Genomic DNA, 13,346 nt, shown 5'->3' with positions numbered 1-13,346 from the left:
GTCGGCCTCGCCATCGTCCGTATTGAGCTGTAGCAGCAGTTCCCGCGGCAGGGAGCACGGGCGTGGAGGCTCGGGGTTTGTGTCGAGCTGGTCGAGTGATGAAAGTACCCGTTGCGGGATTCGGCGCCCTAATGGAAGGGGCAGATGGCCGCGGACTGGTCCTTCAGATGACGTTGCCGCCGAAAGAATTCCACGCCATCTCGAGCCCCGCGATTCGCAAACAGCTGCACACGTTTCGGCGCTCAGACGACGACATTCCACGCCTGCACCGTGAGGCTCACGATTAGCTTGTGGCGCGAGAGTCAACTGCTTCGCAGCACCTCGACCGTCTCCAGTCGCCGGGCATGGATTACGGGATACACCGCAGCCACCAGGACGAAAATAAATACCGCTTCGACCCCGGTCTGCAACGCCAAGGGCAGCACGCCCCACTCGATTTTGGTGCCGTAGTACACCGGTGAGCCGAGCGACCACAGATACGTCAGGCCCAACCCGCCAAGCACCGCCATGCCAGCGACGAGCGCTCCGAGCAGGGCGGCGTTGGCGATGATCACGGCCTGTTCTTGCCCGGACGTCATCCCGATTGCCCGCAAGGCGGCCCGCTCACGCTTGCGCTGCACCAGTCCGAGCACGAACACGTTGAGCACACTCAAGCCGGCGGATGCCATCACGACGTATCCAGAGATCGTGAACGGCTCCAAGAAGCGGGTGATTCCGCTGGTGGCCTCCGAGCGCCATTGCTGGTTGTCGTAGATCCGCAATCCGGCGCCGAGGTTGACGAAATCGCCGCGGTGAGCGGCCGCAGCGGCGGCGGACGGATAGGCCACCGCGATCTGGTCGCGCACGGCGGCCCAGTCCGCACGCGCCACTGTGTCCGAGGCCAGGACGATGTCGCCCACTGCGGCGTCATTGACCATCCGGGGATGAAAGGTTCCAGCGACGCGGTATTGCCGGGGACCTGCAACGGTCGGCAGCTCAACGGTGCCGCCCTCCGCGACGCCGAGCCGGCTGGCCGCAATCTCGCTTAGGCCAATGTCGCCGTCTCGCAGACCCGCCCAGAACTCGTCCCGTGAACTGGTCGGCTGATACAGCGCCGTGCTGTACCAGCCGGCCGGTGTGACGCCGACGACCAACCGCGACAGCGTCCCAGACCCGATCGTCGATCGCCAGCGTGACGTCACGCTGCGTCCCTCGGCGGCGCGGGCCACCTGATCGAACGTGGCGTCGGAGATCTGGCTATCCCGCTGATCGAGCACCGACTGGGCGGTGATCAATAAAGTGGCGGGCAGCCGGTCGGCCTTCTCTTCGGCGAACTGCGTGGTGCCTAGCAGTTGCATGCTGTGGGAGCTGATGGCCGAGCTGGCGCCCTGGGCAAGTAGCGCGGCCGAGAGTGCGAACAGTACGGCATAGCGCTGCACGTCGGCTCCCAGCACACGCCCGGCGGCGGGGCGCGCGATCGTCAGCAGCTTGGTCGCCAGCCGCGCGGCGCGCGGGGCTATCCACGCCGTGACCAACACCACCCCGCACAACCCCGCCGTCATGCCGTAGATGCCCACGTTCAGCGGCAGCGACCCGCGCTCGAAGATCTTCAACACGGCCACAGCGCCCACCAGCGCGGCCGCCCCGGCGGCCAGCGGCCACATCGGGATTGTCCTGGCGTGCTGCACTCCGCCGACGCTCGCCATCGACGCCAACGGCCCTTCGCGGACCAGCCTGAGGGCAGGGCCGATCATCGCGAGAAAGCCCGAGACTGTCCCCGCGACGGCACCGATCACAAGCAAGCTCGGCGTGAAGTGCGCGGCGATCGTGCCACCGGAACCGGCCAGCATGGATTGCCCGAATCGGTCCACCAGGTATTTCCCGAGCAGGAAGCCGCTGGGCACTCCCAGCAGTCCCCCGAGAACACCGACAACGGCCCCCTCGCCCAACATCCCGCCGAACAACCCGCGCGGCTTGGCGCCGATGGCACCGATGGTTCCCATCACCGTCCGCCTGTCCTCGACGGCCAACAGGATGGTGTTCATCGAGATGAGCAAGCCGATCAGGATGCCGGCCATCACAGTCAGGTTGAAACTTTGCGTAGCGTTTTCAAATATGGCTGGCAGGTGCGGCCGGGGCGGACCAGCCGTTGCTACGCCGGTGATCACGCGGTCGACGTTGGCGGCGATGTCAGTGTGCGGTCTCGGCAGGACGAACGCGGCCGTGGCGTACCCGGGCGCGCCGAGCAGGCTCGCGGCGATCTCTACCGAGGGGGCTAGCAGCAAGTAGCCGTTGTTGATGCCCTCGACGCGGTCGAATTCCGGGAACGTCCAGCCGAGGTGGGCCGAACCCGGCGGCAGGCCCGGAATGTGTAACTCATCACCGAGATGTAGGCCGTGCCGCTCGGCAATGACCGCGGGACTCTGCAGCGCCACGCCGGGGCCATCTGCAGGCTTGACGTCGTGGGCGCGCTGCGCGCAGTCGAATGGTCCGACCAGCAGCTCAATCTGGCACGACCCGCCGAGCAGAAAGAACCCGTGGGTGCCGCCGGCGACGTCCACGGGCGTCAAGCCGGCAACCATCGGGATGACCGCCTTCGCTCCTGCCACCTCGGAGCGTAGGCGATTGACCGTCTCGATTGGTAAGCGGCCGCTCACATTTGGGGTCACCTCGATCACCCCGCTATCGGCGGCGCGGCTGAGCGACGGGCCGAATGAGTCAAAGGGGCGGGCGAGCTCGGATTTGAGTACCAGCGTTCCCAGCACCACCGTCACTCCCACCGCGACGCCGATCACGCTCAACAGCGTCCGGCGCCAGTCGACGATCAACGCGGCGAGGTGGATGCGCCGGAAGGACGTCCACCCGGCGCGCAACCTTTGCATCACCGCTCCGCAGCGGGCGCAGCGGTGTCGACTACGCAGGGACGTCCGTCGATGAGGTGCTGCTCGCGGGAGCCGTAGCGCGCCGCGGCCTGGTCGTGGGTCACCATGACGACCGCCGCGCCGTCTTCGTTTGCTAGCGAGCGCAGGAGATCCAAGACCTCGGTCGACGAGTGGGTGTCCAAGTTTCCGGTCGGCTCGTCGGCGAGGACAAGGGAGGGGCGAGCCACCAGCGCGCGCGCCACCGCCACGCGTTGCATTTGTCCGCCCGACAGTTCGGCTGGCCGGTGCCGGACCCGGTCACCCAGCCCGACCCGTTGCAGTAGCTCCTCAGCGCGTGCGTCAGCCGATCGGGCAGCCATACCGTCGAGAACCAGCGGCAACGACACGTTTTCGACTGCGGTCAGCATCGGCACCAGGTTGAAGAACTGGAACACGAATCCGAGGTTGCGCCGCCGAAACGCTGCGCGCGCGCCCGCGCTCATCGCCCACATGTCCTGGCCGGCCACCGCCACGGTGCCGTTGTCCGGCGCGTCCAGGCCGCCGGCGATATGGAGGAGCGTCGACTTGCCGGCCCCGGACGGTCCGGTCACAACGACGAATTCGCCTGCCGTCAAAGTGAAGTCGCAGTCGACGAGCACCTGCACCTGCTCGTCGCCCCTGCGGTAGGTCTTACCGACGCCCTTCAGCTGCAGTACCGGCTTCACGCTTGGACCGCCGCGATTATCGGCGTCTGCCGCCCGTGCCCGAGTCGGCAACTGGTGCCGGCGGGCATGTTTTCCACGATCTGCAGGCCGGTAAGCATCGCCGGCTGCCGAAGTAACCGCCAATGCTTTGTCAGAAAACATCGAATCAGGCCTCCATCACTTGGTGTTGTGACCGATTAATCCTCACCCGCGCAAGTGGCGACGGCCGCAGTAGCACGCCACTGCAATCTCAGCCATTCCCGGCGCGGTTACTTAAGCCCGCTCTTGACATCCCCGCGCAGTCGGCCCAGACGGCGTGGCCATCAGGCAACACGGCACCAACCGCCCACGGGTCCATGTGCCCTCGTGGGGCCCGCCGGTGGGCTGACGGACACGCGGCAAAGCCGGCGATCGGCCTGCTCAATGGCCGCTGCAATCAGGGAGCCGCAGGCATCGCAAAACCGCGCACCTTGCCGCGGTCCGGTGCCACACGTGCGGCACGCGGTCGCTGCCGTCATCCGGTTCTTTCCTGTCCTCTTGGCAAGCCCTGTTCGGGCCAGTCACCCCGCGAGTCGAGGCCCTCCCAGTCACCGCGCAAGTCGGGGCTGTCCCACTCGTCCCAGGTGTCGCGGCGTCGGGCGCGCGGCCGGATGATGCGGCGGCGTAGCTCTAGCAACAGTTCTTCGGTGGAGGCGCGGGACAGTGCGTCGTCTGGGAAGGAGTGGTACGGAGGTTCGGGCCTGTCGCGGCGCAGCTTGACCACGAGCTCTTTGGGTTCGCCACCGGCCAGGATGGCGTCGATGCTGCCCGGTGCCCAAGCCAGCTTGTTCTCCAACATCGCGTAGGTGCCCGGGCTGGCCTTGCGGATCCCGTTTTCGACGTCGGAAAGGGTGCGCACGGTGAACTTCAGGCTGTTGGCCAAGTCGGTGTCTTCGGAGCCTGGCCGTGGTCCCGTAGTGGTGCGAATATTGCGCGGACGTACATTGGCGCTGGTCAGATGGTGCCCCCGGCAGGATTCGAACCTGCGGCCTTCTGCTCCGGAGGCAGACGCTCTATCCCCTGAGCTACGGGGGCGCATCAGTGGAGATGGTGCGCCGATGGGCTCCGCCAGATTAGCGCATCGCCGCCGCTGTCATGCCACCGGAATGAATACGGCTGGACAAGGCGCCTGCGGGCGGGAGCGAAGCGACCGAGGGACGGATCGGGCCCATAGGATGTATCCTCGTGACCCCCGCCGACCTGGCCGAGCTGCTCAAGACCACCGCTGCCGCGGTGCTGGCCGAGCACGACCTCGACCTGGCCGCTATTCCGGCGACGGTCATCGTCGAGCGGCCCCGCAACCCCGAGCACGGCGACTACGCCACCAACTTGGCGTTGCAGCTTGGCAAGAAGGTTGGTGTCAATCCCCGCGAGTTGGCGGGATGGCTGGCCGATGCCCTCAAGGACGTCGACGGCATCGCCTCCGCTGAGGTTGCCGGTCCAGGCTTCGTCAACCTTCGCATCGCCGCATCGGCGCAGGGTGCGATCATCAACGACGTTGTCGACGCCGGCGACAACTACGGCCACGCTGACTCGTTGTCGGGCATGACGATCAACCTCGAATTCGTGTCGGCCAATCCCACCGGGCCCATCCACATCGGCGGGACCCGTTGGGCCGCCGTCGGCGACGCACTCGGCCGGGTGCTGTCGGCCCAGGGCGCCGCGGTGGTGCGCGAGTACTACTTCAACGACCATGGCGCCCAGATCGACCGGTTCACGAGCTCGCTGATCGCGGCCGCGAAGGGCGAACCCACTCCTGCGGACGGCTACGCCGGCAGTTATATCAACGACATCGCCGCACAGATCGTCGAGAAAGTGCCCGACGCGCTGAGCCAGCCGGAAGAGCAGGAGCGCGAAACCTTCCGCTCGATTGGCGTGGACCTGATGTTCACCCACATCAAACAGTCGCTGCATGACTTCGGTACCGACTTCGACGTCTACACGCACGAAGAGTCGATGCACAGCAGCGGCCGCGTCGAGCAGGCCATCGCCAGGCTGCGCGAAACCGGCAACATTTACGAGAAGGACGGCGCGACTTGGTTGCGCAGCAGTGCCTTTGGCGACGACAAGGATCGGGTTGTCATCAAGAGCGACGGTCAGCCTGCCTATATCGCCGCTGACATCGCCTACTTCCTTGACAAGCGCCAGCGGGGCTTTGACTTGTGCATCTACATGCTGGGTGCGGACCACCACGGATACATCGCCCGGCTCAAGGCCGTTGCGGCCGCGCTCGGCGACGATCCGGCCACCGTCGAGGTCTTGATCGGCCAGATGGTCAACCTCGTGCGCGACGGTGTGCCAGTCAAGATGAGCAAGCGCGCCGGCACCGTCATCACCCTCGACGACCTCGTCGAGGCGATCGGCGTCGACGCGGCCCGGTACGCGCTGATCCGTTCGTCGGTCGATACGCCGATCGACATCGACCTGCAGTTGTGGTCTTCGGCGTCCAACGAAAACCCGGTCTACTACGTGCAATACGCGCACGCTCGGCTATCTGCCCTGGCCCGCAATGCCGCCGAGCTGGGCCTGATCCCCGACACGTCACACCTGGAACTGCTGACGCACGACAAGGAAGGCACGCTGATTCGCAACATCGGCGAGTTTCCGCGCGTGCTGGAAGCCGCCGCCTCACTGCGGGAACCGCATCGGGTGTGCCGTTACCTGGAAGACCTCGCCGGCGACTACCACCGCTTCTACGACTCCTGCCGGGTGCTGCCGCAGGGCGACGAAGAACCTAATCAGCTGCACACCGCGCGCCTCGCGCTTTGCCAGGCCACCCGCCAGGTTATCGCCAACGGCCTTGGCATCCTCGGCGTCACCGCACCGGAGCGGATGTGAACGCCCATCCGGCCGGCCCTCGCCACGCCGAGGACGTTCACCACCCCGGAGCCCCGCCAAAGCCGCAGTCATCGCGCGAACTGCTGGCGCTTGCGCCGAATGTCTGGCCGCGCAACGCTGTTCGCGGCGATGACGGCGTTGTGCGCATCGCGGGTGTCGCGGTAACGGAGCTGGCAGGCGAATACGGCACGCCGCTGTTCGTGATCGACGAGAATGACTTCCGGTCTCGCTGCCGCGAAATGGCGGCCGCCTTCGACGGCGGGCACAACGTCCGCTACGCGGCCAAGGCCTTCTTCTGCACCGAGGTGGCGCGCTGGCTTGTCGAGGAGGGACTGTCGCTGGACGTGTGCAGCGGCGGCGAACTCGCTGTCGCGCTGCATGCCAACTTTCCGCCCGAGCGCATCGCGCTGCACGGCAACAACAAATCTGTCGAGGAGTTGACAGCAGCGGTCGAGGCCGGCATTGGGCACGTCGTCATCGACTCGATGACCGAAATCGAGCGGCTGGAAAAGATCGCCGGACAGCGCGGTGTCGTGCAAAACGTCTTGGTGCGGGTCACTGTCGGCGTCGAGGCGCACACCCACGAATTCATCTCGACCGCACACGAGGACCAGAAGTTCGGGCTGTCGCTGGCAGACGGTCAGGCGATGGAAGCCGTTCGCCGCGTCTTCGCCGCGGACCATCTGCGCCTGGTCGGGCTGCACAGCCACATCGGGTCACAGATTTTCGACGTTGCCGGTTTTGAACTCGCCGCGCATCGCGTCATCGGACTGCTACGCGACATCGTCGCCGAGTTCGGTGTCGACAAGACTTCCCAACTTGCCACCGTCGATCTCGGCGGCGGCCTGGGCATCGCCTATCTGCCGTACGACGATCCACCGCCGGTACAGGATGTCGCCGCAAAGCTGAGCGTCATCGTCCGCAACGAGTCCGCGCTCGCAGGGCTGCCGGAGCCGCGACTGATCGTCGAGCCCGGCCGAGCGATCGCCGGCCCAGGAACGATCACGGTATACAAGGTCGGCACCGTCAAGGACGTCACCGTGACGCCGCACGCGCACCGGCGATATGTCAGCGTCGACGGAGGCATGAGCGACAACATCAGGACATCGCTCTACGGCGCCGAATACGACGTGCGGCTGGTGTCGCGTTTCAGCGAGGCGCCGCCGAAGCTCGGCCGCATAGTGGGAAAGCACTGCGAGAGCGGCGATATCGTCGTCCGCGACGCGTGGGTGAACGACGACATCGCTCCCGGCGACCTGGTTGCAGTTGCCGCGACCGGCGCGTACTGCTATTCGATGTCGAGCCGCTACAACCTCATCGGCCGTCCGGCGGTGGTGGCTGTGCGTGACGGGCAAGCCGGCTTGATTCTGCGCCGCGAGACGGTCGACGATCTGCTGAGCCTGGAGGTGATAGACGCATGAACGGCGACGAAAAGCCGGTCGGCGTGGCCGTATTGGGATTGGGCAATGTCGGCAGCCAAGTGGTGCGCATCATCGAGGACAGCGCCGCGGATCTGGCGGCGCGCATCGGCGCGCCGCTTGAGCTACGCGCCGTGGGCGTGCGCCGGGTGGCCGCCGACCGGGGTGTGCCCATCGAGCTGCTGACCGCCGACATCGACACGTTGGTGTCGCGCGACGACATCGACATCGTCGTCGAGCTGATGGGACCTGTCGAGCCCGCCCACAAGGCGATCCTCGGCGCGCTGGAGCGAGGCAAGTCGGTGGTCACCGCGAACAAGGCGCTGCTGGCGCAGTCCACCGGCGAGCTGGCACAGGCGGCCGAACGCGCCCACGTCGACTTGTACTTCGAAGCGGCAGTGGCCGGAGCAATCCCGGTGATCCGCCCACTGACCCAGTCACTGGCCGGCGATACCGTCGTGCGCGTTGCCGGGATCGTCAACGGCACAACCAACTACATCCTCTCAGAGATGAACAGCACCGGGGCCGACTACGCCACCGCGCTCGCCGACGCCAGCGCGCTCGGCTACGCGGAGGCTGACCCGTCCGCCGACGTCGAGGGCTACGACGCGGCGGCCAAGGCCGCGATCCTCGCCTCCATCGCATTCCACACCCGGGTTCATGTCGACGACGTCTACCGCGAGGGCATCACGAAGGTCACCCCAGAAGACTTCGCCTCGGCCCGCGCGCTGGGTTGCACGATCAAACTGTTGTCGATCTGCGAGCGAATCACCACGAACGAAGGACAGCAACGGGTTTCGGCGCGGGTTTATCCGGCGCTGGTGCCGTTGACCCATCCGCTGGCCGCGGTGAACGGCGCGTTCAACGCCGTCGTGGTGGAAGCGGAGGCCGCCGGCCGGTTGATGTTCTATGGCCAGGGTGCCGGGGGAACGCCAACGTCCTCGGCGGTGATGGGGGATGTGGTGATGGCGGCGCGCAACCGCGTGCAAGGTGGGCGCGGGCCGCGCGAGTCGAAATACGCCCAACTGCCGATATCTCCGATCGGGCTGATTCCCACCCGCTACTACGTCAGCATGCAGGTCGTCGATCGTCCCGGTGTATTGGCGACGGTGGCAGCCGAATTCGGCAGGCGCGAAGTCAGCATCGCCGAGGTGCGCCAGGAGGGCGTCGTCGACGAGGGCGGTCAGCGCTGCGGTGCCCGCATCGTCGTCGTCACCCACAGGGCAACCGATGCCGCGCTGTCGCAGACCGTCGCGGCGCTTGCCGACCTCGACGTCGTGCAGACTGTGGCCAGCGTGCTGCGACTGGAAGGGACCGAATGAACCCGGCTAAGACGGCGGTGCACCAGCCGTGGCTGGGCATCATCGCCGCCTATCGCGACCGATTGCCTGTCGGCGACGACTGGACACCGGTCACGCTGCTGGAGGGCGGAACCCCGTTGATTCACGCCGCCACGCTGTCCGAGATGACAGGGTGCACAGTGCATTTGAAGGTAGAGGGGCTGAACCCGACCGGGTCGTTCAAGGACCGCGGCATGACGATGGCGGTGACGGAGTCGGTAGCCCGCGGCCAGCAGGCAGTGTTGTGCGCGTCGACGGGAAACACCTCTGCGTCAGCGGCGGCTTACGCGGCGCGCGCCGGCATCACCTGCGCGGTGCTGATCCCCCAAGGCAAAATTGCGATGGGCAAGCTCGCTCAGGCGGTCATGCACGGCGCCAAGATCATTCAGGTCGACGGCAACTTCGACGACTGCCTGGAGCTGGCTCGCAAGACGACGGCGGACTTTCCGACCGTCTCGCTGGTCAACTCGATCAACCCGTTCCGCATTGAAGGGCAGAAGACCGCGGCGTTCGAAATCGTCGACGCGCTGGGCACTGCACCAGATGTGCATGCGCTGCCGGTCGGCAACGCAGGCAACATCACCGCGTACTGGCGCGGCTACACCGAATACCACCGCGACGGGATGTCGGACCGCCTTCCTCGGATGTTGGGCACCCAGGCGGCGGGCGCGGCTCCGCTGGTGCTCGGCGAACCGGTCAAGCAACCGGAGACCATCGCCACCGCGATCCGCATCGGATCGCCGGCGTCATGGGCATCGGCGATCACGGCCCAGCAGCAGTCCAACGGCCGGTTCCTCGCGGCAACGGACGACGAGATCCTTGCGGCGTACCACCTGGTGGCCCGTAGCGAGGGCGTGTTCGTGGAGCCCGCGTCGGCGGCGAGCATCGCCGGACTGCTCAGGTCGATCGAGGATGGTTGGGTTCAGCGTGGCTCAACCGTGGTATGCACAGTGACCGGTAACGGACTCAAAGACCCCGACACCGCGCTGCGCGATATGCCGGAGGTGACACCGATCCCGGTCGACCCGGTCGCTGTGGTGACGAGTCTGGGGCTTGGTTAGGCGAATGGAGTGCCGGTGACGCAGACCTTGCCCGGGGGGCTGACGGCCGGCGCCGTGGTGCCTGCGTCGACGGCCAACCTCGGGCCCGGCTTCGACAGCCTCGGTTTGGCGCTGAGCTGCTACGACGAAATTGCTGTCACCACAATTGATTCGGGCCTGCAAGTGGAGGTGGAAGGGGAGGGCGCCGGACAGGTTCCGCTTGGGCCCGAGCACCTCGTAGTGCGGGCGGTCAAACACGGCCTGCGGGCGGTCGGCGTCGGCGCGCCCGGGCTCGTTGTGCGGTGCCGTAACGACATCCCGCATTCCCGCGGGCTGGGCTCATCGGCGGCCGCTGTGGTGGGCGGGCTGGCCGCCGCCAACGGCATTGTGGTGCAGGCAGGTTGGACGCCGTTGACGACTGCCCAACTTATCCAGCTTTCGTCGGAATTCGAGGGACACCCCGACAACGCATCGGCGGCGGTACTTGGCGGCGCGGTGGTGTCGTGGACCGAGACCCTCGGCGATCGGCCGATCTATTCGGCCGCGCCGCTGAAGTTGCACCCCGATATCCACCTGTTCGCGGCCATCCCGGCCGAGCAATCCCTGACCGCCGCGACACGGGTGCTATTGCCCGGGCAGGTCCGCCACGAGGACGCCCGGTTCAATGTCAGCCGCGCTGCGTTGATGGTGGTCGCATTGACAGAACGGCCCGACCTTCTGCTTCCGGCCACCGAGGACATGCTGCATCAGCCGCAGCGCGCGGCGGCGATGCCGGCGTCGGCGGAATACTTGCGGCTGCTGCGCCGTTATGGAGTTGCGGCGGCGCTGTCGGGGGCTGGGCCCGCGGTAATTGCATTCACGACGAAAGCCGATCTCCCCGCCGAAGCCCTCGAGTTTGGTGCCGCTAGTGGCTTCACTGTCAGCGAGATGACGGTGGGCGAGGGGGTCCGCTGGACCTCGGGTGTGGTAGCGCAGGGTTAGGACTTTTCACGGCACACGGGCCGCTCACCGGCGTTTCTTGCTTCCGGCACCGAAGGGGGATATCCTCGGTGCCGTCCAGCAATCGCAGCCTCTGTACCTGCGCCGACACTAGGACGACCACCAATTCTTCTCGGGGATGACGGTTCGCCATACGACGCGAACCTCTTCGCATCCAGCGGTTTAGCTGGGTGCGACGAAGCCCTCGTTTGAACGAAATCAGCGAGGGAAGGAAAGGAAATCCGTGACCGATACGGACCTATCAACGGCCGGTAATGGCGCCGACGACACCGAGAACTCGGAACTGTCCAGCGGCGCGACACCAGATGTCCCGGCGCCGGCTACGGCGGAGGCGCCAAGCAGCAATTCGCTGGCGAACATGGTGCTGCCCGAATTGCGGGCTTTAGCCAATCGAGTTGGCGTTAAAGGAACCTCAGGCATGCGCAAGAATGAACTGATCGCGGCCATCCGCGAACGCGAGGGGCAATCCAACGGCGTTGCCCAGAACGGCGGAACCGCCGCCGTCGATACAACCGACAACGACACCGAGGCAACCGAGCGGGCGACCGAATCGGCCACCGAATCGCCCATCGAACCGCCCATCGAGGCGAAGGCCATCGAGGACAAGGCCATCGAATCCACCGAGGCGACGGTCGACGGCGGTTCGCCGGCAACCGACGCCGCGACCGGCCAGGAAGGCCAACGCCGCGAGCGCCGCGGTGCCTCCCGCGACCTCGGCGCATCCGGAACTGACCGCTCTGACCAGGCAAGACAGGATCGTGACAAGGGCGAGGCGCCGGCCAATAAGACCGAGCAAGACACCAAGTCCGACGGCAAGTCGGACACCAAGTCGGACACCAAGCCCGACGCCTCCGGCGACCAGCAGCAAAGCGGGTCCGACCAGCAGGGCGGCCAGCAGAGCCGAGACGACGACGGTGAGGGCCGGCAAGGCCGGCGCGGTCGCCGGTTCCGTGACCGCAGACGTCGCGGGGACCGCGGCGGCGAAGGAAACGGTGAGGCCGAGCTGCGCGAGGACGACGTCGTGCAGCCCGTCGCCGGCATTCTCGATGTGCTCGACAACTACGCGTTCGTGCGCACCTCCGGCTATCTGGCGGGGCCGAACGACGTGTATGTCTCGATGAACATGGTGCGCAAGAACGGCTTGCGCCGCGGCGACCACATCACCGGCGCGGTGCGCGTACCGCGGGAAGGCGAGCAGCCAAACCAGCGCCAGAAATTCAATCCGCTGGTGCGCCTTGATTCCGTCAATGGCGGTCCGGTCGAGGACGCGAAGAAGCGGCCCGATTTCGGCAAGCTGACCCCGCTGTACCCGAACCAGCGGCTGCGGCTGGAGACCAATACCGAGAAGCTGACCACCCGGGTCATCGACCTGATCATGCCGATCGGCAAGGGCCAGCGTGCGCTGATCGTGTCGCCCCCGAAGGCGGGCAAGACCACGATCCTGCAGGACATCGCCAACGCGATCACCCGTAACAACCCGGAATGTCACTTAATGGTGGTGCTGGTCGACGAGCGGCCGGAGGAAGTCACCGACATGCAGCGCTCGGTCAAGGGCGAGGTCATCGCCTCGACGTTCGACCGCCCGCCGTCGGACCACACCTCGGTCGCCGAGCTGGGCATCGAGCGGGCTAAGCGCCTCGTCGAACAGGGCAAGGACGTGGTCGTGCTGCTCGACTCGATCACCCGGTTGGGGCGTGCATATAACAATGCGTCGCCCGCGTCCGGGCGCATCCTGTCCGGCGGTGTCGATTCGACCGCGCTGTATCCGCCGAAGCGGTTCCTCGGGGCCGCCCGCAACATCGAGGAGGGCGGCTCGCTGACGATCATCGCGACGGCGATGGTGGAAACCGGGTCGACCGGTGACACGGTGATCTTCGAAGAGTTCAAGGGCACCGGTAACGCCGAGCTCAAGCTCGACCGCAAGATCTCCGAGCGCCGGGTGTTCCCGGCCGTCGACGTCGCCCCGTCCGGCACCCGCAAGGACGAGCTACTGCTCTCCCCGGACGAGTTCGCGATCGTGCACAAGCTGCGCCGGGTGCTGTCGGGTCTGGACTCGCATCAGGCCATCGACCTGCTGATCTCCCAGCTGCGCAAGACCAAGACCAACTACGAGTTCCTGGTGCAGGTC

9 protein-coding genes and 1 tRNA gene are annotated in these 13,346 nt (G+C 66.4%); 6 read left to right on the top strand and 4 right to left on the bottom strand.

Features of this window, described 5'->3' with window-relative positions; genetic code table 11:
- Positions 1 to 302: 302 nt before the first annotated feature.
- The 4 genes from VE759_RS12005 to VE759_RS11990 all read right to left on the bottom strand — a co-directional run bounded on the left by VE759_RS12005 (position 303) and on the right by VE759_RS11990 (position 4,618).
- Complete coding sequence (locus VE759_RS12005) at positions 303 to 2,861, bottom strand: ABC transporter permease (RefSeq protein WP_324932240.1); 2,559 nt, start codon at positions 2,859 to 2,861, stop codon at positions 303 to 305.
- Positions 2,861 to 3,565, bottom strand: coding sequence for an ABC transporter ATP-binding protein (locus VE759_RS12000; protein ID WP_324932238.1), 705 nt, complete (start codon positions 3,563 to 3,565; stop codon positions 2,861 to 2,863). The genes VE759_RS12005 and VE759_RS12000 overlap by 1 nt, the downstream gene beginning before the upstream one ends.
- Positions 3,566 to 4,058: 493 nt before the next feature.
- Positions 4,059 to 4,466, bottom strand: coding sequence for a hypothetical protein (locus VE759_RS11995; protein ID WP_324932235.1), 408 nt, complete (start codon positions 4,464 to 4,466; stop codon positions 4,059 to 4,061).
- Positions 4,467 to 4,542: 76 nt separating this feature from the next.
- A tRNA-Arg gene (locus tag VE759_RS11990) sits at positions 4,543 to 4,618 on the bottom strand.
- A 150-nt stretch (positions 4,619 to 4,768) separates the two neighbouring features.
- On the opposite strand from VE759_RS11990, the gene argS reads away from it, so the two are divergent.
- The 6 genes from argS to rho form a co-directional block, all read left to right on the top strand.
- Positions 4,769 to 6,421 carry an arginine--tRNA ligase gene (gene argS, locus VE759_RS11985; protein ID WP_324932232.1) on the top strand — a complete coding sequence of 551 codons (1,653 nt, stop codon included), beginning with the start codon at positions 4,769 to 4,771 and terminating at the stop codon, positions 6,419 to 6,421.
- Positions 6,422 to 6,501: 80 nt separating this feature from the next.
- Positions 6,502 to 7,842 (top strand): diaminopimelate decarboxylase, encoded by a 1,341-nt coding sequence (gene lysA, locus VE759_RS11980; RefSeq protein WP_324932246.1) that lies wholly within the window; start codon positions 6,502 to 6,504, stop codon positions 7,840 to 7,842.
- On the top strand, positions 7,839 to 9,161 hold the full coding sequence (locus tag VE759_RS11975; protein ID WP_324932229.1) for a homoserine dehydrogenase: 1,323 nt from the start codon (positions 7,839 to 7,841) through the stop codon (positions 9,159 to 9,161). The genes lysA and VE759_RS11975 overlap by 4 nt, the downstream gene beginning before the upstream one ends.
- Positions 9,158 to 10,240 carry a threonine synthase gene (gene thrC, locus VE759_RS11970; RefSeq protein WP_324932226.1) on the top strand — a complete coding sequence of 361 codons (1,083 nt, stop codon included), beginning with the start codon at positions 9,158 to 9,160 and terminating at the stop codon, positions 10,238 to 10,240. Before VE759_RS11975 ends, thrC begins: the two co-directional genes overlap by 4 nt.
- A 15-nt stretch (positions 10,241 to 10,255) precedes the next feature.
- Positions 10,256 to 11,200, top strand: coding sequence for a homoserine kinase (gene thrB, locus VE759_RS11965; RefSeq protein ID WP_324932223.1), 945 nt, complete (start codon positions 10,256 to 10,258; stop codon positions 11,198 to 11,200).
- A 241-nt stretch (positions 11,201 to 11,441) separates the two neighbouring features.
- Positions 11,442 to 13,346: transcription termination factor Rho (rho, locus tag VE759_RS11960; RefSeq protein WP_414687893.1), on the top strand; the 1,905-nt coding region annotated here is incomplete at its 3' end.

Source organism: Mycobacterium sp. (assembly GCF_035640695.1).
Taxonomy (GTDB): domain Bacteria; phylum Actinomycetota; class Actinomycetes; order Mycobacteriales; family Mycobacteriaceae; genus Mycobacterium.
This window is presented reverse-complemented; position numbering and strand designations above follow the sequence as displayed.